Consider the following 22,304-nt stretch of genomic DNA (forward strand, 5'->3'; position numbering starts at 1 on the left):
CTCTGTGGCTCCCGTCACCCCACCCTCATTCCCTCCCCCTTGTGGGGAGGGAATGAGGGTGGGGGTAGGCCACACGCACCGGCAAAACTTGACTTCCCCACTCCCATCCCTATTTTCCCGTCATCCGCAGCACTGACCGGACGGTACCCCATGGATTCCACGCTGAACGACTGCCTCGCTTGCATCGCTCACTTGGAATCCGTCCATGCCCGCCTCCGTTTCACTGCACCAGCTTTCCTATTCGACGCCTGACAACCAGCCGCTCTTTTCCGGCCTCGACCTCTCGTTCGGCAATGAACGAACGGGGCTGATCGGCCGCAACGGCACGGGCAAGTCCACCCTGCTCCGCATCATCGCCGGGCAGTTGCAACCGGCTGCCGGCTCGGTGAGCGAGCAGGGCACGCTTGGCATGCTCAAGCAATTGGTGCAGGTCGCGCCGGACGCCACGGTGGCCGACCAGCTTGGCGTGGCCGAAGCGCTGGCGCGGCTCGACCGGCTCGAACAGGGGCTGGGCGACATGGACGATGCCGCCGAGGCAGACTGGACCCTGCCGGGGCGGATCGAGACGGCATTGGCAGATGTCGGCCTGCCCGCCTATGCGCCGGATCGGCCGCTGGCGACTCTGAGCGGTGGCCAGCGCACACGGCTGGCTTTGGCGCGGCTGATCCTGGCCGAGCCCGATATCATCCTGCTCGACGAACCAACCAATAATCTCGATGCCGACGGCCGCCGGGCCGTTGTGGACCTGCTGCATCGCTGGCGCGGTGCGGCCATCGTGGTCAGCCATGATCGCGCCTTGCTGCGCGAAATGGATGCCATAGTGGAACTGACGACGCTGGGCGCCACGACCTATGGCGGCAATTGGGACCATTATGCCGAGCGCAAGGCGCTGGAACTGGCGGCGGCCGAGCATGAGCTGAGCACGGCCGAGCGCAAAGTGGCGGAAATCGACCGCAAGATCCAGGCCGTGGCCGAGAAGAAGGCGCGCAAGGATGGCGCCGGCAAGCGCAAGGCGGCCAAGGGCGATATTCCCCGCATCATGCTGGGTGGCATGAAGGACAACTCCGAAAAGACCAGCGGCGAGAATGCAAGGCTGGCCAACCGCTTGCGGGGCGACGCGGCTGAGGCGGCCAGCGAAGCCCGGGCCAGGGTCGAAATCCTGACCCCGCTTTCGGTGACGCTGACCCCGACCGGACTGCCCACCGGCCGGACCGTCTTGCAGGCCGATGGGCTGACGGGCGGGCCGGAAGGCGTGCCGCCTGTTATCCGCGATTTCTCGCTGAACATGACCGGTCCCGAGCGGGTCGCAATCACCGGGCCGAATGGCTCGGGCAAGACCACATTGCTGCGCATGCTGACCGGCGCCCTGCCCGCCGTTTCCGGCACGGCCCGCATCCTCGTGCCGCATGCCATGCTCGACCAGACGGTGAGCCTGCTCGATCCGGCACTGAGCATTCGCGACAATTTCCTGGCGCTCAATCCCGATGCCGACGAACGAACCTGCCGTTCGGCGCTGGCCCGCTTCATGTTCCGCGCCGATGCAGCGCTGCAGCAGGTGGGCACATTGAGCGGTGGCGAAATGCTGCGCGCCGGGCTGGCCTGCACCATCGGCGGCAACCACCCGCCGCAATTGCTGATCCTGGACGAGCCCACCAACCACCTCGATATCCATGCCATCGAGCAGGTGGAGGCGGGTTTGCGCGGTTATGACGGGGCGCTGCTGGTGGTGAGCCACGACGCCGACTTTCTCGACGCGATCGGCATCGGCCGCACAATTGCCTTGGCGATGAACGCAAACTGAATTCACCGCTCAGGACCGGTTCCAAATCATCGGACTAATCCTCGTGTCATCGGCAAGAAGCGCTCGGAGGGAGCGCAGCCCAGACAGGAGAGACCAAATGATCGCCAAGTTCTTCATCACCGCAGTCGCCGCCGTCGCCATCGCTGCCTCGGCCGCCCCCGCAATGTCCAACGACGTCTTCGTCAACCAGTTCGGCTTCGGCAATGGTGCCGGCGGTAGCCAGATCGGCTGGAACAACCTGCTCGGTGTCGACCAGACCGGCAACTGGAACACTGCCACCGGCCACCAGAATGGCGGCAACAATGTCGGCGCCATCGGTCAGCAGGGCAACAACAACTATGCCGACACCTGGCAGGACGGCTGGAACAACGCTGCCGGCGTCGGCCAGTTCGGCGACAACCACACCGCCATCCTGACCCAGGACGGTAACGGCAACGTCGCTGCCGGCGTGCAGGTAGGCAATGGCTGCAATGCCAATATCCACCAGGCCGGTGCGGGCAATGTGACCGCTTTCGTGCAGGCCTGCCCGTAACCAGGTCCCGACGTGACCTGCGCATAGCCGGAAGGGCATTCCCCCTTCCGGCTCGTGTGCCACCCGAAATCAGGAGGAAGCCATGACCATCTCACCCCGGCGCATCGGCGCCATCGCCCTCGGCCTCGCCGTCGCCGCCTTCGCGGCCAATGCGGGCCTCGCCAATTCCGCATCTGGTGACACTGTATGCGGCATCGCCAGCAGCTCCGAACGCGGCATGCTGGCGCTCGAAGGTACCATTGTCAGCCCCGTTGCGCTGAGCGGCGAATATCGTCTTGCCATCCGCAGCTCGGGCGGCGGCGGCTCGTCCAATATCAGCCAAGGCGGCTATTTCACCGCCAATGCCAATGAAGCCACAACGCTGGGTAAGGTGCTGATCAATGCCGGCTCCAGCTACAGCATCGACTTCAATGTCAGTGCCGGCGGCCAGAAGATCGATTGCGATCAGGACATTGCGAGCCTGCGTTGAATCACATCATCAGGGACGGCTGAAAAGGCTCCGGGACACCGGGGCCTTTTTTGTTTGCCAAATCTCACCACCCACCACCAGGTCATTCCCGCGCAGGCGGGAATCCATTCTTTGGCTAAACCGATGCAGAAGAGTGGATTCCCGCCTGCGCGGGAATGACGCTGTGGCGTTGGAACGCTCCATGCAAACAACTGCCGCAAATTCCCTCGCTGAACCCATTCTGAACACCCCGCTCCAAACCGGTTCAGTCACGCTCTCCTAATCTCGGGTCATCGGCTGGAACACCCAGCAAACACAACCAACACCCTCAGGGAGAGATGCCATGACCACCACGTTCACCAGGACCTTCGTCGCCGCCGTTGCAGCCGCCGTCATCGGCACTGCCGCCCTTGCCGCCCCCGCCATGGCCGCCGGCCAGGTGTCGATCAGCTTCACGCCGACCGACCCGGACCAGCAGCAGGCGCTGGGCGCCGGCCTGCAGATTTTCTCGCTGATGCAGGGCCTGTCGGCATCAGGCGCCAATGCCAGCCAGAACGGCAATTTCAACGCCGCCGGCTTCAACCAGAACGGCTCGGGCAATCACGGCCTGATCGTGCAGGAGGGCAATGGCCACCAAGGCACGATCGAGCAGAACGGCAACAACAACAATTGCGGCCTGTTCCAGTTCGGCCAAAACACCAATGGCCAATGCGTGCAGAACGGCAATGGCCAGTCGAGCGTGACGACCGTGTTCGGGTTCTGAGCCACGCAACGCCGCGAAAACAGCGGGCCCCTCGGGGCCCGTTTGCTTTTGCAGGCAATCTCTCCAAGCACTGGCGCTTCCCGCGGACTTGATCCGCGGGTCACTCTCCAAGCGGTACAAGCGGCGAAAGACCCCCGGATCAAGTCCGGGGGAGGCGATCGTGGGTAAGATGGAGCAGAGCCTATCAGTGACTAGTTCAAAAATACCGTCACCGTATCGGCCCTGCCCTCGGCATCGACGACCGACAGCGTGACGAAGCCCGGCCCGTCGGGTTCCCACAGGCTCTGGCGGGCGAATTCGGGACGGCCGAAGGGGGCGCCGTTGGCGAAGAAGATGAAGGGCGGCACGCCGTTGCGCACCTTGACCATCAGCGGGGAGATATCGCCCGCCGTCAGGCCGAGATCGACATCGACACCATTGGCGGGAAAGGCGATTTCGGGGGCGGCGACACGGGCGACCATGTCATTGTCAGGATGACGGAAGCGGCGCAAAGGCGTGGGCAATTCGCTGTTGGAAGCAAAGAGCACGCCCTGTGGCGCCCGGGGCAGCGGCGCCTTGCGATTGCCGAGGCGATCGAAGGCCTCGAACAGGATCGGCGCTGCGCCGGTAATACCGGCCAGGCCCGGCACCGGGGCGCCGTCGGGCCGGCCGACCCAGACGCCGATCACCGTCTTGCCATCGAAGCCAATGGCCCAGCCGTCGCGATAGCCATAGGAGGTGCCGGTCTTGTAGGCGATGCGGCCCGGCGAGCCGTTAAGCGGCGGCGGCACGTCGGCAAGAATGTCGGACACATACCAGGCCGAGACCGGATCGAGCACCGGCGCGGCAATTTCGGCTTTGGGGGCCGGCCCGATGCCGTCATAGAGGCGGATCGGCTTGCCGCCATTGCCGATGGCGGCATAGACGGACACCAGATCGCGCAGGGTAATGCCGACGCCGCCGAGACCGACGGCCAGGCTCGGCGCGGTATTGATCGGCAGGCGCGGGTCGGCGTGAGCACGGCGCAGGCGGGAGACCAGGCGCGCCGGGCCGACCGCATCGAGCACCACGACGGCGGGAATGTTGAGCGATTCCGTCAGCGCATCGTGGATGGTCACCGTGCCGCGATTGAAACCGTCGAAATTGACCGGGAGGTAGGCGCCGAAGGCCGTCGGCCGATCCTCGATCAGGCTTTCGGGATGGGCCAGACCCAGCTCGAACGCCAGGCCGTAGATCAGCGGCTTGAGGGTGGATCCGGGCGAGCGGATGGCATTGGTCATGTCGACGAAGCCGGCGCTCTGGGTGGAGAACAGGCCGGCCGAGCCGACCGAGGCGAGCACTTCGCCACTGGCAATATCGGCGGCAACGATGGCCACGGACACCTTCGGGTCGATCAGCCTGGCGCGGCCGGCGGCGAGATGCTCCAGCGCGTCCTGCAGGCGCTTGTCCACGGTCAGCTCGATTGCCCGCGCCGTGGGCTGGGCCCGGACCGCCTGCGCGGCCATATGCGCGGCCAGCATGGGGAATTCCCGCCTTGCGGTGGGCACAGGCTCGCGCTTGGCGACGAGCGCATCTTCCGGTGGCAGGGCGCCGGTCGCCACCAGCCGGTCCAGCACCATGTCGCGGCTGCGCTTTGCGGCCACCGGGTCGCGGTCGGGGCGGCGCGCCTCGGGCGATTGCGGCAGGGCCACCAGCAAAGCGGCCTCGGCAATGGTCAGGCGGCCGGGCTCCTTGCCGAAATAGGCCAGGGTGGCGGCGCGGATGCCCTCGATATTGCCGCCATAGGGGGCCAGGGTCAGGTAGAGATCGATGATCTCGTCCTTGCTGAGCTCGTGTTCCAGCCGGTCGGCATGCACCATCTGGCGCAGTTTGCCCCAGATATCGCGGGTCGGCTCCCCCTCGATCAGCCGCGCCACCTGCATGGTGAGCGTCGAGCCGCCGGAGACGACGCGACCGGCCATGACGAACTGCCCGGCAGCGCGCAGCATGGAACTCCAGGCAATGCCATTATGCTCGGCAAAGCCGCGATCCTCATAGGCGATGAGCATCTGGAGGAAGCGCGGATCAACCTCCGCCCGGCTGACCGGCAAGCGCCAGCGGCCGTCGCCAGTGGTGAAGGGACGCAGCAGCATGCCATTGCGATCGGTGACGGCGACGGAAACCGGCAGCGTCGCCACATCAGGCGTCGGCGGCAGCGTCTCGGCAATGCCTGATAGCGTGGAATTGAGCTGGATGGCCCCAGCGCAGGCGGCGACGAAGAAGCCGAAGCCCGCAAGCGTCAGCCAGCGCGTCCAGCGTTTTGGCGGCTTTGATTTGCCCGTATCCGTCATCGTCACGTGACTAATCTCTCAGTCGTCACCCTCGGGCTTGACCCGAGGGCTCTACACTTGACCAACGCACCGCCAGTGCAGGGCCCTCGGGTCAAGCCCGAGGGTGACGGCCGGTGGGGTGGAAGAGACCCTGCCCTCCAACCGCCATATGCACCAGCACGGTCATCATGGCCCGGTCGGCGTGACCTCGATGGCGCCGGCGGCGGTGTTCGCCCGGAATTCGGGGCGATACATATCTTCCACCGTCGCACCGGGCAGCACGAAGGTGCCCGGCGACACGGCCCGCACCAGATAGGCGGTGGTGAAGGTGCCGGTTTGATCGAAATAACGGAAGGCAGCGACATACTGGTCGGTCCGCGATTCCACATGGGTTGCCGCATTGAGCTCGAGCCAGCTGAAATCGGCCACGCCGCTGCCGGCGGAGAGGTCCGGATTTTCGATCTCGAAGCCCGCAGGCAAGGGATCAGCCAGGAGATACTGGCCCGAACCCAGGTTTTGCGGCCGTACTGTCAGCACCACGACGAGGCGATCATTCTGCGCAATGGGCGCCGCCTGCGGATCGACCGGCGTACCATCGGGCAGGAAATATTCGCGGGCGATGGTGAAGCCGTCGCTGGTGGCCGGCGGCGGCGTGATCGGATAGCCGGTCACGGTCACCTTGGCCTCGGTATCGGCAGCGCCGGTATTGGCGATTTCCACCGGTGCGAAACCGGCTTGGTCATAGCGCCGATACACCTGGCCCGTGAGGGCTTCGCCATCGAGCGTGATCGAGCCATCGGTGCTGGAGGCGCCGAGTGCTGCTGCGGCCATGAGGGTCCAGCTATCTTCCTGCGTCGAGGTATAACGCGCCCGGTCGCGGAGTTTGGCCAGTTCATTGGCCAGTTCCGTGAGGTTGACGCCCGCAGGCTTGAACTCGGCGGCCAAAGCCAGCACGCCGGCATAATCGCGCATACGGCTGCCATAGTCGCCGCGATAGCGCTTGATATTGTCAGGCGACTTAAGCCCGACAATGGCCGCCTCGAAAGCGGTTTTGGCGCGCGTCGGATCGCCATAGAGCGCCAGCGCCGCCCCGAGCTGCGCTTGGGCCAGCGGCGAACCGAAGGCCTGGAGACGCGCCTCGTGATAGTAGCGCAGGTCGCCCATGGAGACCCGCCCTGCCCGGGCCAGATCGTAGAGCGCATAGGCGATGTCTTCGCCGCCGTCATCGAAGTCGGAGGCATAGGACAACTGGTTGGCCAGGTTGTCGAAAGCCATGGTCAACGATTGTTCGGGCACGGCATAGCCAGCCGCCTTGGCGCGCAGCAGGAAGTCGGTGACATAGCCGTCGAGCCACAGGTCGCCGCCATCGAACGGCCCCCAGAGCCCGAACCCGCCATTGGAACTCTGCTTGGAGAGCAGGTTGGCAATGGCGTCTGTCACCGTCTGGTTGAGCTTGTCGTCTTCAGCGACGCCCACGAGCTTGGCCACATCGTTGAGGTAGAGCAGCGGCAAGGCGCGGCTCGAAACCTGCTCGGCACAACCATAGGGGTAGCGATCGAGCGCCAGCAGCAGGCCGGGCACATCGAGGCGGGCAATGGGGCCGATGGCCAGCGTCATGGCGCCGGTATCGGTCATGTAGCTCTCGAAATAGTCCGGTCCGACGGTGATGCTCTCGCCCGCCTTGATCGGCAGGACGCGGCTGGTGGTGACCGGGGCGCTGGTCGGCCGCACGCCGAGCAGCAATTCCTTGGTCTGCGTGCTGCCGTCGGGCGCGGTGATGGTCAGCACAACCGGCCAATCACCGATCTGCATGCCGTTGAGCCTGAGATCGAGCGCCGTTCGCTCACCCTGGGCCAGTTCGACATCGCTGTTCGCTGCCGGCGTGGCAATGCCCTCACCCGTCGAGAGCGAAACGCCATAGCTGCCATCGGCACCGCCGACATTGTTGATCTCGACCAAGAGGCGGGACTCGTCGCCCACGCGCAGGAAGCGCGGCGGGCTGAGGGTCACGACGACAGGATCGCGCACGATGACATCGGCCGAGGCGTGGCCGACGGCCGTGTCGGTCCAGGCCATGGCCATAACCCGCACCGTGCCGGAGAAGTCCGGCATATCGAAGGTGATGGTAGCCTTGCCGTCGGCATCGACCTCGACAATGCCCGAATGGAGGGCGACGAGAACCGAAGTCGGCGGCGGGGTGCCGGTGCGGGACGAGCCGCCGTCACCGCCCGAGCGCATGGCACCGGACAGGCCCTGGGTCGGATCGATCAGCGAGCCATAGAGGTCACGGATATCCATGCCGAGCTGGCGCTGGCCGAAATACCAGCCGTCCGGGTCCGGCACCTTGAAGTTGGTGAGATTGAGAATGCCCAGATCCACCGCGGCCACGGCCACATAGGCCTGCTGGCCGGCGGCCAGGTTGCCCAGTTCCACCGTGGTGGTGAAGCTCTGCCGCGGCAGGGTCACCTCAGGCGTATCGAGGCTGACGTCGAGCTTGCGGTCGCCCGGCTCGACATCGGCGAAGGCCAGGCCCAAGGCCCGCGACGGCATGCGCTTTTCGGCCACGTCGGACGGGCGATAGAGAATGGCCGTGACATAGGCGCCGGGGCCCCATTCATCGGTGACTTCGAGCGGCACCGTGGTGCCGCCTTCGGGCACGTCGACCGCCTGCATGGCGATGACGCGGTTGTCGATCACCATGACCAGCGCCGTGCCGGCAAATTGCGGGTCGAGCTTGAGCTGGGCGGTGTCGCCGACCTTATAGCCGGGCTTGTCGAGGGCGACCTGCAATGTGTCGGGCGTGTCGCTGCCGGCATCGGCGTAATAGTAGCCGGCATAGAATTCATAGCTGGATGAGGTCGCATCTGGCCCGCTGCTATCCACTTCGACCCGGTAGCGCCCCCAATCGACATTGGCGCCGATCGTCGCCGGCCCGCCATCAGGCGTAGCGGCGGTGCCGCTGGCGACTTCGCGGGTCGTGGTGATGGCCTCCCAGCGCCAGTTGCTGCCGGAGCGGTACCATTGGTAATGCGTCTCGACGCGCGAAATGCTCCAGTTTAGGCCTTCCTTGGCCACGGCTTCGCCTTCGGGCGAAACCGCCACGATGTCGAAGCGGGCCTCGCTGCCTTCGGCGAGCCCGGAAGCATCGCTGAAGACCGGCTTGATGCCGAGGCGGTCGCCGCTGGCGAGCACAGGGCGGCTGATGCTGCGCTCGATACTGCGCCCATTGGTGTCGACGAGGCGCAGCAGCACCTGTGCCTGCAACGGACGGGTGGTGGATTGCGGTTCGGGCAGCACGATTTCGGCCACGGCATGGCCGGTCTCGTCGGTCGTGCCGACCACGCCCAGCGGCTCGCGATTGGTCTCGATCGTGTCATCCAGCCGGCCGAAGCTGTAGCCGGGGAAATCGGGCAGGCTCATCACCGGGCGGATAATGGCATCGGCCTCGATGGCGAGATTTGGCGCGGTGGCGCCATAGAGATATTTGGCGTCGACATCGACTTCGGTCGCGACACCGGTTGCCATCGGCTCGTCGGCGGCGCTGACTTCGAAGGCCAGCCGCTCGGGTTCGAAATCTTCCACGAGGAAGCTGGTGCTGGACAGCGCCTGCGCCTCGGGATCGGCATAGAGCCGGGCGGTCCAGGAACCGCGCATGGCCTCTGAGACCAGCGGCAAGGCCACGAAATAGCCGCCGGCGCCTTCATCGCTCAACACCTGCTTGCTGGAAATGACGCCATCCGGGCGCTCGACTTCCAGGGTCAGGGGCAGGCCGGTGACGGCATTGGCGCGTTCGTCGCGCAGCAAGGCGGTGAGATAGACGGTTTCGCCGGGGCGATAGACGCCGCGTTCGGTGGTGGCGAAGATATCCAGCGGACCGGGCGAGGGCCGCCCTTCCACGCCCCGATCGGTGAGATCGAAGGCCGGACGGCTGAGGTCGAGGAAGGCGTAGTCGCCGTCGCCGGTTTCGGCGACCAGCAATTGCGGCGCCCTGCCCCCTTCGCCCCGCGCCAGGCCCGGCGCGAAGACGGCGCGGCCATCGGCATCGGTGGTGGTCTCGCCCAGGATTTCGTTATTGACGGCGACGAGGCGCACCTTGGCATCGGCAATCGGCTGTGCGTCGGTGAGGCTGCGCACGAAAGCATGCACGCCATCATCACCGGCGACAGTGGTCAGGCCCAGATCGGTGACGATGAACCACTGCGTGGCCACGCTGTCCCAATATTCGGTCTGCTCATCCTTGATCTTGGCGGTGATGACATAGGCGCCGGCTTCCATCTGGCCGAGCGTTTCGGCGACGGGAATGGCGGTGGTGGTCAGTTCATTGGGCTTGCCCCGGGCGAGATCGACCTCGCCCTTCCAGACTTCTTCGCCGACGCGACCGGCAATGTCCTCGGCGTCGTATTCGGTGAGGCTTCCCTGGAAGATGCCGTCGCGCACGGCGGTCGCGATCGAGCGGTCGCCTACGCGATAGATCATGACTTCGGCCACATCGGCATTGACCGAGGTGATCGGCAGCCCGCCGCCGAGACCGGCCGGCATGACATAGGCATTGTTGGCAAAGCCGACGAAGGGCGAGCGATCCGGTATATAGATGTCGAGCACGACATCCTTGAGCAGTTCCTCGCCATCAACCGACGGCAGGCCGGCGCGCAGGCGAATGGCATAGCGCCCGCCATGCAGCAGGCCGCCAATGCAGATCTGGTCCTGTTCAGGCTCGATGGAGGCCTGCGGCGTATCGGCCACGACCACGAAGGCGGACAGGTCGGTCGAGCCATAGGGCAATGGATCGGAGAAGACGGCGCAGACGCGCGGCGCGGCGGCCTCGGCATCGACGACGTGATTGACCACGCGGAAGCCATGCTGGGCGACGACGCTGTCGAGATGGGTAGCCACGGCCTCATTGGCCGCCAGCTTCAGGCTCACGCGATAGGTCGCGATGACTTCGCGCCACATTTCGCGATATTCCATGCCATTGGCCAGGGCGGCCAGGGCATCGGCACGGTCCCGCGGCTCGCTGGCGCGCAGGAAGGCATTCATGGCCGCCGACGTGGCCAGGCGCGCCAGGTCGCCGCTATTGTCGCCTTCCGACAGGCCCGCAACGGTTTCGGCCTGCGTCAGCGCCACCTGCGCCAAAGCCTGCCAGACGGCAAGATCATTGGCATTGATGGCCAGGGCCTGCCGGTAGGCGGTGATGGCGGCGAGGGAATTGCCGGCCGCTGCGGCCTCCTCGGCGGAGGCCACGAGGTCGGCATAGGTCACCTTAGGCGGCGGCGCATCGGTCTGCGGCAGGCCACGGGCAAAGCTGCGGGCGGAATCGATGATGCTCTGGGCAGGGAACGGCAATTCGGCCTGGCGGACCGCTTCGATCACCGCCGGGGACGGCGCCCGGCTGACGCGACCCGATACGGCGCCGGCAAATTCGGCCTGCTCGCCGACCGCGCCCTTGAGGAAGCACCAGTTGGACTGGCTGTTGAAGGTGAAGGCGCGGCAGATATTGTCGTCGGTGCATGCCGCAGTGCAGGCATCGAGGTCGGTATTGCGGATAATCGAATAATCGGAACCGGGGAGATCGGTGTCCTGCAGCAGCGTGACCTTATGGTCAGCCGCCAGCGCCGGAGAGGCGCCCAGGGCCAAAACCATGGCCAGCCCCAGCACGCGCATCTTCGAGATGAGCTGCAGCATCGTTGTCCTCCCAAACTCAGTGCCGCCATATTGGACGCGAAGCTGAGGCAGAAACAAGGCCGCAAGAGTATTGGATTGTCAGGAGTTTGATGTTGCACGGCCATAAAGCAGAAAGGCCCGCAACTGTTGCGGGCCTTTCCTGTTATCGCCGGGTTTCCTATTCGTCCCGGTACACCTTTTCGCGGCGCTCGTGCATTTCCTGGGCTTCCAGGCTCAGCGTGGCGATGGGGCGGGCGTCGAGCCGGGCAATGCCGATGGGATCGCCGGTTTCCTCGCAATAGCCGTAGGTGCCGTCATCGATGCGCTTCAGCGCGGCGTCGATCTTGGAGATCAGCTTGCGCTGCCGATCGCGGGTGCGCAGTTCCAGGGAACGATCACTCTCGGAGCTGGCCCGATCGGCCATGTCAGGGTGATTCTGGCTCTCTTCCTGCAGGTTTTCGAGGGTTTCCCGGCTCTCGCGGAGAATGTCATCCTTCCAGGCGTTGAGCTTGGCCCGGAAATACTCCCGCTGGCGCGGATTCATGAACGGCTCGTTGTCACTGGGCCGGTATTCAATCACTTCTGCAACCGAAGACATCAGCAGACTCAACTCCAATGCACCCCTAAGGCGGCCTATATATGCGCGTCGACCCCACCGGGCAAGCGTTCAAAAGTGGCGCTGCTTAACACGGGAAAGCCTCGGCGCAGCAGGCGCATAGCACGGGATTGACAACATTTTGATGATCGGCGGTCAGGCCGCGGGGAAACGCCCGAATTTGGCCAGTTCCACGCGCACCCGCAACTCGATGTCATCGAGCACCGCATCGAGCCCCGGCAGCGAGCGCTCGCGGGCCTCGGACAGCATCGCCACCATGCTGTCCAGCCGGTCGGCACTGATCCGGCCAACCAGCAGGTCCGCCTTGATATCGTCGAGCAGGTCGAGCAGCGAGGCGCCGCGCCGCACCGCCTTCTTGCGACCGGTCAGGGGACCATCCACGGCCTGCAAAGCCAGGATGGCGTCGATCCCGCCAGTGGCCTGCACCGGCATATTGCCCGCCACCCGCGCCGGGGCATTGCCGCCGGCCGGCACGAAATCCACACCCGAGCCGGAACGGCCGACACCGCTGCCGCGGCCGGCGCCCGTCGTTCGGTTGGTGGTTTCAATGCGCAAGGCGGGACTCAAATCGGTTTGCAGTGACACCGGCAAAATCTGCCGCCAGCCGTTAACAAGGCATTAACGCACCCGGCAAGAATTGCTCACCGCACGGCTTTGACAGGCCAAGGCCGGCCCAAGACACCCGAAATACCCTTGAATCTCAACGCGCTGCGACTGCCGGGTCAAACTGGCACGGTTTTCGCAATGTCACCGGCGAATGCTGCGCCATGGGGATGGAGCGGCCAGACGACGGGGATGCCGGATGACCAAATCGCTGCTGCACAGGCTGATCGCGGGACTGCTCACCATGACAATGGTGCTGCTGCCCGCCCTTGAAGCACAGGCCGCCTCCGCCCGTATCAAGGATATCGTGGATTTCGAGGGCGTGCGCGAGAACCAGCTGGTCGGCTATGGCCTGGTGGTCGGGCTCAACGGCACCGGCGACAGTCTCAACAACTCCCCCTTCACCAAGCAGTCGCTGCAGTCGATGCTGGAGCGGCTGGGCGTCAACACCGCCGGCGAGAATGTGCGCACCGCCAATGTGGCGGCGGTCATGGTCACCGCCAACCTGCCGCCCTTCGCCACCCAGGGCTCGCGCATGGATGTGTCGGTCGCCGCCCTCGGTGACAGCGACAGCCTGCAGGGCGGCACCTTGCTGGTGACCCCGCTGCTCGGCGCCGATGGCGAAGTCTATGCCATTGCCCAGGGCCCGGTTTCCATCAACGGTTTCAAGGCCGAGGGCGACGCGGCCACCATCATTTCCGGCGTCCCCACCACCGGCCGTATTTCCTCGGGCGCGCTGATCGAGCGCGAGATCGACTTCCATCTCGGCAGCCAGACCTCGCTCCGCCTCGCCTTGCGCAATCCCGACCTCACCACGGCCCGCCGCATCGCGCTTGCGGTCAACGACTTCATCGGCACCCCCACGGCGACGCCGGAAGACCCGGCCACGGTGCGGCTCACCCTGCCCTATGGCTTTAACGGCAATATCGTCGACCTGCTGACCGATATCGAGCAGTTGATGGTCCAGACCGACCAGACGGCCAAGATCGTCATCGACGAGAATTCCGGCATCATCGTCATGGGCAAGGATGTGCGGGTATCGAGCGTGGCGGTGGCGCAGTCCAATCTCACCGTCACCATCGCCGAAAACCCCACCGTGGTGCAGCCCAACCCGCTGAGCCTTGGCGTCACCGCGGTCGAGCCGAATACCAATCTCAATGCCAACCTGTCCGAAAGCGCCCTCTCGGTCGTCAATGAATCCGTGTCGCTGCAGGAACTGGTCGACGGCCTCAACGCGCTGGGCATTTCCCCGCGCGACCTGATCGCCATCCTCCAGGCGATCAAGGCCACCGGCGCGCTGCAGGCCGAAATCGAGGTGCTGTAATGTTCGTCAATAACAATACGCAGCCCGGCTCGACGCTCACCCCGGCCCAGATCGCCCGGGTCCGCCACCAGGCCGAAGAACTCGAAGGCGTGTTCCTCAACACGCTGACCAAGGAACTCTTCTCGTCCATCAAGACCGATGCCAGCGTCATGGGCGGCGGCTTCGGCGAAGAGACCTGGCGGTCCATGCAGTCCGAACAGCTCGCCAACAGCATGGCGCAGAATGGCGGGCTGGGCATCGCCGAACAACTCCTGCCCGACCTGCTCGCCATGCAGGAAGCGGCCAATAACCAGAACATTTTGCCCGGAGCCTATAAATGACCGCAGCCGCACGCCTCGCCGCCCTCGACAGCCTGCCGGCTGACGAACTCTGCCGCATGGCCGAAAGCGCCCTGTCGGCACTGGTCGATGTGATGAACCAGGAAACCACGCTGCTCCGCGCCGGCCATATGCGCCAGGCCAATGCCCTGACGCCGGAAAAGACCCGGCTGGCCCAGGACTATGTGGGCTTTGCCCGCTCCATCCAGCGCCAGAGCCTGCGGCTGAGCACCGAGGCGCCCGGCGCCATAGAACGCCTGCGGCTGGGCCATGAAAGCCTTGCCACGCAGATGGCCGAGAACCTGCGCGTGCTGGCCACGGCGCGCATGGTCACCGAAGACCTGCTGACCGACGTCGCCAAAATCGTCGGGCAGCAGAACAAGGCAAAGACCTATGGACGCGGCGGCGCCATCACAACAGATTCGGCAACATCGGCTCGCGGCATCGCAATCAATCGCGCCCTTTGACTTGGACTCAATTTTAACCAACTGCAACGGATTGAAGTAACCGACCCGCAATAGCGGTGTATATACGATGACGACTGGCATTCGTGTATGCACTGGACAGCGTCATGATCACTGCAGTTGCGGCAGATCCAATCATCAGTAGCAGCGGCCTCGCTGGCTATCGGCAGCGCCCCACCACCGGGGAGCGCAGCCTGTCGCCTGACAGCCCGCCGCCGGCGCCGAAGAATTCCAGTGCCAGCGACAATGGCGCCTTTCCCCAGCAGGATACGCATGCGGAGCCTTCCCCCGAGCCGCGCCCAGACGCCGGCTCCATGTTCGCCGCCGCGGTGATCGCCGGCGCCTTGCCGCCCGTGCCGACCTCGATGGAAGAGCTGATCATGCGCATCGGCTCGATCCCGATCCCGCCGGAATCCCAGGCCAGGCTCAAGGATTTGCTTGCCTAGGTTAATGCAGCCTCACCAGCCATCGTGCAGCACATAGCCACAAGCCCCGGATTTCCGGGGCTTTTTCTTTGTTCCGCGACAACATCTTAGGCAATTTGCCCAAATATTCGTCACCCGCTTAATGCTTCTTTAGAGGCTGCCGGAGGAGGATCGGCTTGCCTCAGGAGAGGCGTGTTAGTTTGCGTAATCCTAGAAAAGGACTAGTAACAATGGGTGATATCTCCCTCTCGAAAGCCGTTCGCTCGAACCTGCTTTCCCTCCAGAGCACCGCTTCCATGATGGCCAAGACGCAGGAGCGTCTCGCTACTGGTAACAAGGTGAACTCGGCTCTCGACAACCCCACCAACTTCTTCACCGCTCAGGGCCTCAACAGCCGCGCTGGCGACCTGAACCAGCTGATGGACTCGATGGCAAACGGCATCCAGACCCTGGAAGCCGCCGATAACGGCCTGACCTCGATCACCAAGACCCTGGAATCGATGCAGTCGACCCTGCGCCAGGCTCGCCAGGACAAGTCGTTCCAGACCGCCTCGTATACGGTGGGTGCCGGCCTGACCTCTGCCCAGAACATCTCGTTCTCGGGTGGCGCGATCGGTGACACGCCTGTCGATATCGCCCTGGGCACTGCCGCTGTCGGCGCTACCGCCGCGACCTATGACGGCGGCTCGGTTGACTTTTCGGCTGCTGATCCGGACCTGTCGGGTCTCGAAAACGAGACGATCTCTGTCAACGGCGCGGTTGTCTATACCTTTACCGACCAGGCTGCAGGTCAGAAGGCCGACCTGCTCGCCGCCCTCGACGCCGCTACCGGCGGTACGACCACCGCGGATGCCACTGGCGTCCACATTTCGGTGGCTGACGGTACCAACTTCTCGATCCAGGCCAGCGACGCTGCGGTTACGACCGCCACGGGTATCGCTGCCACTGTTGCGACCACCACCGACGGCGTTGCCGCCGTTGCCGCCGCCGCCAAGAGCGTCGACACCCTGGTCTCCGAGATCAACAACAATGCCGATCTCAAGGGCAAGGTTCGCGCTTCGAACGACAACGGGAAGCTGCGCATCGAAAACCAGTCCACGCAGGATCTGGATGTCGATGGCGTTTCGTCCTCGGGCGCCATTGACGGCGTCTCGACCGGTGCTACCTCGATCGATGGCAACTCGGTTCGCGCCGACCTGGCCAACCAGTTCAACGAACTGCGCGACCAGCTCGACAAGCTCGCCGATGACGCCTCGTTCAACGGTATCAACCTGCTCCGTGGCGACAACCTGAAGCTGACCTTCAACGAGACCGGCACTTCGACCATCGACATCCAGACCAAGGAAGGCGCTTCCATCAACGCCGCCAACCTGGGCGTCCTGAATATCGAAGACAAGGATCTCGACAGCGACACCAACATCGACACGCTGCTGGGCAACCTCAAGACTGCCCTGAACGACGTGCGTTCGCAGTCTTCGACCTTCGGTTCGAACCTGTCGATCGTGCAGAACCGTCAGGACTTCACCAAGAACATGATCAACACGCTGCAGACTGGCGCCGCCAATCTGACGCTGGCCGACATGAACGAAGAAGCCGCCAACCTGCTGGCCCTGCAGACCCGCCAGTCGCTGTCGAGCTCCTCGCTCTCGCTGGCTTCGCAGGCCGACCAGTCGGTCCTCCAGCTGATCCGTTAATCGGTTCTATCATCGCAATTGGAAAAGGCGGGCTCCGGCCCGCCTTTTTCGTTTTTGGGCCCTACCCCCCACCCTCGATGCGGCGGAATTGGCACTATCCCACCCACCCCCGATGTCATCCCGGCCTTGAGCCGGGACCCATCTCGAGATCGCGCCACAGCCGCAAGGTGGATCGCCCGACCACCGGACATGCCCCACCACCTCAGGATGGATCCCGGCTCAAGGCCGGGATGACATCGTGGTTGGGGAAACGACAGCGAACCTATCCATCTTATCCCCCTCCCCAAAACCGAGCGTATCATCCTGCCATCCCTCCGCATGGGCGGCCTGCAGGCGAACAGTGGTGGAGGGCGTCGGGTGCGGCTTCGCTGCTCGCACAGGTCCGAGTCCGGGCGGAAGCGTGTGCGCGACCCCCGTACTGCTCCAAAAACCGGCACCCCGAGACGGCGAGCGTCTCACTCTAAAAATTACTCAGGGACGTAAGCCGTCTCGGGGTCCGCCCATCCGCGGCCGCATTTGCGGTCCGCACACGACAACCGCATCACAGGCGGCGCTTGTGCACGTCGTTATGGTTACCGCGCTGCCAACAAGCATGGTTAACGCTGCATTAGGATTCAATGAGATAAAAGTGAATCAACCTCAAGGAGAGGCATGAGCCGACGATCGGCGCAGTAGTGAAGGAAGCACAATGTCCGATATCTCTCTCTCGAAAGCCGTTCGGTCGAACCTGCTTTCGCTGCAGAAAACCGCCGAGCTCATGGCCACGACCCAGGGGCGCCTGTCCACCGGTAACAAGGTGAACTCGGCCCTGGACAATCCGACCAACTTTTTCACCGCCTCATCCCTCAATGCGCGTGCCGGCGACCTGAACGCGCTGATGGACTCGATGGCCAACGGCATCCAGACCCTGGAAGCCGCCGATAACGGCCTGACCTCGATCACCAAGACGCTGGAATCGATGCAGTCCACCCTGCGCCAGGCGCGCCAGGACAAGAGCTTTCAGACCGCTTCCTATTCGCTGGATCCCGATACGCTGGGCATCGGCACGATCGAAACGCTGGATTTCACTGGCGGCGCCTTCGGCGACGACACCGGCTCGATCACGCTGCACAACACGGTCAAGCGCGGCAATAACGGCTTCGTCAATGCCGGCGGCACCGCCGGCAAGGGCGGCTCGCTGACCATCGAGACCGACAGTCTCAATGGCGGCACGGCCATCACCGTGAACTTCACGGCGGCCGATACTGCCGAAACCACTGCGGCCAAGATCAATTCCACCATCAGCGCGCTCGGCGAAAAGGGCGGCGTCAGCGCCCGTGTCGTCAACGGCCAGCTCGAGATTGCCAGCGCCAAGGGCGATGACATCACCCTGACCGGTACCGATGCCGAATTCATCGGCCTGGTCTCCGGCGGTCCGGTGGCGGCAACTGCGGCCACCCGCGTCGGCGGCGCAGCCGTGGCTGACCCGGTTCCGGGTTTCAGCTTCACCATCAACGGCCAGGAAGTCAGCATCCCCGCCACCGACCTGGCTGACGCTACCGCCAACGGCACGTCCATCGCTGCCGCCATCTCCAGCTCGTCTGCCGCCCAGGCCGCAGGCGTTACGGCGACCAGCGCTGCCGGCGTCATTACCCTGACCAATGCCGATGGCCAGAACTTCACGCTCGATGGGGCGGGCCTGTCGAGCATCGGCCTGACTGCCGGCGCCTCCACGAACGGCGTGCCGGCTTCGGGTACGGTGACGACCGTCGACCAGGCCAACGCCGTCAAGACCATCGACGCGCTGGTCAGCGAGATCAACAACGACCCTGCTTTGCGGACCAAGATCCGCGCCAGCAACGACAATGCCAAGCTGCGCATCGAGAACCTGTCGACCCAGACGCTCAATATTGCCGGCGTGACCTCGTCGGGCATTATCGACGGCACCTCGTTCGGTGCGGCGACGATCGTGGGCAACTCGGTTCGCGCCGACCTGGCCGAGCAGTTCAACGAGCTGCGCGACCAGCTCGACAAGCTCAGCGATGACGCCTCGTTCAACGGCATCAACCTGCTGCGCGGCGACAATCTGAAGATCACCTTCAACGAGACGGGCACCTCGACCATCACCATCCAGACCAAGGATGGCCAGGCGCTCAACTCGGCCAATCTGAGCCTCTACAACCTCACCGCCGACCAGCTCGATGCCGATGCCGATATCGACAGCCTGCTCAACGACGTGAAGAGCGCCCTGGCCCATGTGCGGACCCAGTCCTCGACCTTCGGTTCGAACCTGTCGATCGTGCAGAACCGCCAGGACTTCACCAAGGAAATGATCAACACGCTGCAGACCGGCGCCGCCAACCTGACGCTGGCCGACATGAACGAGGAAGCCGCCAACCTGCTGGCCCTGCAGACCCGCCAGTCGCTATCGAGCTCCTCGCTCTCGCTGGCCAGCCAGGCCGACCAGTCGGTTCTCCAGCTCCTTCAGTAAACGCTCCGTTCAGGACGATCATCGCATCAAGGCGGGCCAGGGCCCGCCTTGATTGTTTTCGCCATGATCGCAAGCTAGACCTGACGGGGACATATTCGAGTCGCGGAGGCTGGTTGAATGGCGCTCAAGGTGGAGCTCAAGCCGGGCGAAAAGCTGCTGGTGGGCAACTGCATCATCACCAATTCCGATCAGCGCACGCGCCTGTTCATCGATGGCCGTGCGCCCATTCTGCGGGAAAAGGACATCCTGACCGCCGAAACGGCCAATACGCCGGCCAAGCGCATCTATCTGGCGGTGCAGCTGATGTATATCGGGGATGATATCGGGCTGACGCGGGACCAGTATTTTTCGCTGGTCAACGAGTTTCTCGAAGCCGTCCCCTCATCCACAGAAATAGTAAACCAAATCAACAACGAGATATTAACCGGGCAACTGTACAAGGCTCTGAAGGCTGCTCAACGCCTCATCGAGTACGAACAGGATCTCTTCTCCAATGCATCAACAGGGCGCTAGCGCGTACCAGCAGACCGCCAAGATCGTCGAATCGTCCCGTGAGCGCGAATCCGCGCTGCTGATGAAGGCGGCGGCCGGCCTGCAGAAGATCAAGGACGAGTGGCCCGACAGCTACGACAGCCTGAAGCCCGCCCTGACCTTCAACCGCAAGCTGTGGACCATTTTCATGGCTTCGGTGACCAAGGACGACAGCCCCTTGCCCCATGATGTGCGCCAGAACATCGCCAATCTGGGCATGTTCATCATGAACCAGACGCGCGACATCCTGCTCGACGTCAATCCGCAGCCCCAGCAGCTCGACGTGCTGGTGCGGCTCAACCGCCAGATCGCCGCCGGCCTGCGCGGCATGTAATTCGGTATTAATGCCTGCAAAAAAGCCCCTCGCACTGCGAGGGGCTTTTGCATTTTGGCGGGGATGGCTCGGCTAGATGAAGTTCACCAGGCTCAGCTTGCTGACCATCGAGGTGGTCTGATAGCTCGCCTGCAGCCGGGTCTGCAGCGCCAGGATTTCCATTGCCACATCTTCCTTGCTCACCGTTTCGATATCGCTGAGCAGATTGTCGAGCTGAGCCTTGTAATTGGTATGGCGCTCGGCCGAATTGTTGTTGGCGATCTGCGCCACGGCCAGTTCCATGGTCAGGATTTCGATGGAGCCGCGTTCCGAATTGTGTGCCTCCGACATTTCCGACTGCTGGCGCAAAGCCATGGCATCGAACTTGGCGAGGGCATTCGGATCGCTGTCCTGATAGGTCTCGACCGACATGGCGCCGAGCGTGCGGATCATGCGCAGGAAGCCGGATTCATTGGCTTCAAGGCCATAGGCGACCCGCGTAGAATCATCGACCTGGGCGGTCACGCTCTGGCGCGGATTGCCTTCGGCGAGCATGGCCGTCTGCGTCAGGGCCAGTTCCAGGCCCTTGGCGAAGTTTTCCGCATTTTCGTCGGCACTGCCGCCGATGCTGAACTGGCCGGCAACCGCCTTGCCAGTCACAGCGGTCAGTTGAACCGTCCGCGTCGTGCCATCGGGGTCCTGCAGCGTGACGCTGACCTTTTCACCAGGTGTCAGGGTAGCCGAGAAGGCAACATTGACGCTGCTGGGATCGGCGCCGGTATAGGTGGTGTTGATATTGGCCGTGTCGGCAGAGACGTCGGCGATCTGGAAACCATGTGCCGCCGAAACCGGCGATTTTTCCGTCAGCGTCACGCCGCCGCCCGAGGTCGCAATGCCAAGCCGGCCCAGCCCTTCGGCCGCAACGGCCGGCGACTGGCCGCGATACCACAGCACGGTATCGGCATCGGTAGCCACCTTGAGCCCGGTTGCGGTCGCCGGGTCGCCATCGACGCGCAGAGCCGGCTCGCCCGGACCGTTGAAGAACATTTCGCTCGCCGCAAAGGTCGACGCCGCTTCGAGGTCGGAACCGGCCACCGCCTCAAGGCTGGTCTGCAAGGCGGCCTTGAAATTGGTCGCGGTAACGGCCGGATCGGCGGGAACGGCGGGCGGGCCGGCCGTGCCGGGATCGACCACGAACTGGCCCTTGCCCGGCGGGCCGTCTTCGGGCGCGATCGCCGTCAGCGTGATCTGGGTGTCGCGGCCATCGGGCAGTTGCAGCCCCAGCGTGATGGTCTGGCCAGGCAGCATCTGCGCGGCGGGCGGCGCCTCGAAGGTGATGGTATTGGTATTGCCCGGCTGCGGCACGGCCACCGGCGACGGGGCTACCGTACCCACATTGACGGAAGCCAGCGGCGCGGTGCTGGTCATGCGCAACAGCTTGAAGCCGAAAGGGTGGATGCCATCCTCGGTCAGGCTGACCGAATTGGTGGTCGGCTGATCCAGCACCAGGCGCCCGAGACCGTCAGCGCCAGCATCGGCAGCCTTGCGCTCGCCCACCACGGTCTTGAAGCCATCCTTGCCGCCGATGCCTTCGAGCAGGCTGTTGGTATCGGGCAGCGGGGCGCTGTCGGTATTGGAGCCACCGAACAGGTAGCGGCCCGCCACATCGGCATTGAGCAAGGTCACGAGCTCGTCGAACCGCGCCTTGGACAGCCCCGGCAGGGTCGCCATGTTGATATTGTTGGTGCCGTATTGCCCCTGCACCGCCGAATTGCGCGTCTCCGCTTCCATGGCATCGAGGCGGGTCATGGTCTTGTCGAGGAAGCTCAGGCGCAGGTTGACCGTGTCGATATTGGCCGAGAAACCCTCGATCTTGCTGAGCCGTGCCCGCACCGACAGTGACATGGGCAGATCGCGCCCCATTTCCGAGAGCTTGGACGCTTTCTCGCCGGTGCCGAGCTGCATCTGCAGCGTGGCAAAGCGATCCTGCATCTTGGAGATGACGCCGAATCCGGTCTGCAGCGGAAACATCGACTTGTTGACGATCATCCTAC

Annotated in this window: 17 protein-coding genes; 12 read left to right on the forward strand and 5 right to left on the reverse strand. The window is 64.2% G+C overall.

The features are described from left to right. The first annotated feature begins 205 nt into the window (after positions 1-205). The 4 genes from FPZ08_RS08510 to FPZ08_RS08525 all read left to right on the forward strand — a co-directional run bounded on the left by FPZ08_RS08510 (position 206) and on the right by FPZ08_RS08525 (position 3,544). Positions 206-1,801, forward strand: coding sequence for an ABC-F family ATP-binding cassette domain-containing protein (locus FPZ08_RS08510; RefSeq protein ID WP_146289575.1), 1,596 nt, complete (start codon positions 206-208; stop codon positions 1,799-1,801). 97 nt (positions 1,802-1,898) lie between these two features. Then, entirely contained in the window at positions 1,899-2,333 is a 435-nt protein-coding gene (locus FPZ08_RS08515; RefSeq protein WP_146289576.1) for a curlin, read from the forward strand. An 82-nt stretch (positions 2,334-2,415) separates the two neighbouring features. Further along, on the forward strand, positions 2,416-2,802 hold the full coding sequence (csgH, locus tag FPZ08_RS08520) for a curli-like amyloid fiber formation chaperone CsgH (protein WP_146289577.1): 387 nt from the start codon (positions 2,416-2,418) through the stop codon (positions 2,800-2,802). Between the two features lie 322 nt (positions 2,803-3,124). Next, positions 3,125-3,544, forward strand: coding sequence for a curlin (locus tag FPZ08_RS08525; RefSeq protein ID WP_146289578.1), 420 nt, complete (start codon positions 3,125-3,127; stop codon positions 3,542-3,544). A gap of 191 nt (positions 3,545-3,735) precedes the next feature. Here the strand turns inward: FPZ08_RS08525 and pbpC are convergent, their stop codons facing one another. From pbpC to FPZ08_RS08545, 4 genes are all read right to left on the reverse strand, one after another. Beyond that, positions 3,736-5,853 carry a penicillin-binding protein 1C gene (gene pbpC, locus FPZ08_RS08530; protein WP_146293020.1) on the reverse strand — a complete coding sequence of 706 codons (2,118 nt, stop codon included), beginning with the start codon at positions 5,851-5,853 and terminating at the stop codon, positions 3,736-3,738. Positions 5,854-6,018: 165 nt separating this feature from the next. Next, positions 6,019-11,514, reverse strand: a complete 5,496-nt coding sequence (locus tag FPZ08_RS08535) for an alpha-2-macroglobulin family protein (RefSeq protein ID WP_146289579.1) — start codon at positions 11,512-11,514, stop codon at positions 6,019-6,021. Positions 11,515-11,671: 157 nt separating this feature from the next. Then, positions 11,672-12,091, reverse strand: coding sequence for an RNA polymerase-binding protein DksA (dksA, locus tag FPZ08_RS08540; protein WP_146289580.1), 420 nt, complete (start codon positions 12,089-12,091; stop codon positions 11,672-11,674). Positions 12,092-12,244: 153 nt separating this feature from the next. Further along, positions 12,245-12,664 (reverse strand): flagellar assembly protein FliX, encoded by a 420-nt coding sequence (locus FPZ08_RS08545; RefSeq protein WP_186767265.1) that lies wholly within the window; start codon positions 12,662-12,664, stop codon positions 12,245-12,247. A 292-nt stretch (positions 12,665-12,956) separates the two neighbouring features. Between FPZ08_RS08545 and FPZ08_RS08550 the strand changes: the two genes are divergently transcribed. The 8 genes from FPZ08_RS08550 to flaF all read left to right on the forward strand — a co-directional run bounded on the left by FPZ08_RS08550 (position 12,957) and on the right by flaF (position 20,271). After that, positions 12,957-14,036: a flagellar basal body P-ring protein FlgI gene (locus FPZ08_RS08550; RefSeq protein ID WP_246132886.1), complete on the forward strand. Its 1,080-nt coding sequence runs from the start codon at positions 12,957-12,959 to the stop codon at positions 14,034-14,036. Further along, positions 14,036-14,356, forward strand: coding sequence for a rod-binding protein (locus FPZ08_RS08555; RefSeq protein WP_146289583.1), 321 nt, complete (start codon positions 14,036-14,038; stop codon positions 14,354-14,356). Before FPZ08_RS08550 ends, FPZ08_RS08555 begins: the two co-directional genes overlap by 1 nt. After that, positions 14,353-14,820 (forward strand): hypothetical protein, encoded by a 468-nt coding sequence (locus FPZ08_RS08560; protein ID WP_146289584.1) that lies wholly within the window; start codon positions 14,353-14,355, stop codon positions 14,818-14,820. Before FPZ08_RS08555 ends, FPZ08_RS08560 begins: the two co-directional genes overlap by 4 nt. A 104-nt stretch (positions 14,821-14,924) precedes the next feature. After that, entirely contained in the window at positions 14,925-15,263 is a 339-nt protein-coding gene (locus tag FPZ08_RS08565; protein WP_146289585.1) for a hypothetical protein, read from the forward strand. A gap of 209 nt (positions 15,264-15,472) precedes the next feature. Further along, complete coding sequence (locus FPZ08_RS08570) at positions 15,473-16,936, forward strand: flagellin N-terminal helical domain-containing protein (protein WP_146289586.1); 1,464 nt, start codon at positions 15,473-15,475, stop codon at positions 16,934-16,936. Positions 16,937-17,624: 688 nt separating this feature from the next. Beyond that, positions 17,625-19,406, forward strand: a complete 1,782-nt coding sequence (locus FPZ08_RS08575) for a flagellin N-terminal helical domain-containing protein (protein WP_146289587.1) — start codon at positions 17,625-17,627, stop codon at positions 19,404-19,406. Between the two features lie 117 nt (positions 19,407-19,523). Then, positions 19,524-19,919, forward strand: coding sequence for a flagellar biosynthesis repressor FlbT (gene flbT / locus FPZ08_RS08580; protein ID WP_146289588.1), 396 nt, complete (start codon positions 19,524-19,526; stop codon positions 19,917-19,919). After that, positions 19,900-20,271, forward strand: a complete 372-nt coding sequence (flaF, locus tag FPZ08_RS08585; RefSeq protein ID WP_146289589.1) for a flagellar biosynthesis regulator FlaF — start codon at positions 19,900-19,902, stop codon at positions 20,269-20,271. The genes flbT and flaF overlap by 20 nt, the downstream gene beginning before the upstream one ends. Positions 20,272-20,343: 72 nt before the next feature. Here flaF and FPZ08_RS08590 read toward each other — a convergent pair whose 3' ends face one another. After that, the gene (locus FPZ08_RS08590) at positions 20,344-22,299 is read right to left on the reverse strand and encodes a hypothetical protein (protein WP_146289590.1); all 1,956 of its coding nucleotides are present in this window, start codon (positions 22,297-22,299) and stop codon (positions 20,344-20,346) included. Positions 22,300-22,304: the final 5 nt, after the last annotated feature.

The sequence above is a fragment of the Devosia ginsengisoli genome (assembly GCF_007859655.1).
GTDB classification, from domain to species: domain Bacteria; phylum Pseudomonadota; class Alphaproteobacteria; order Rhizobiales; family Devosiaceae; genus Devosia; species Devosia ginsengisoli.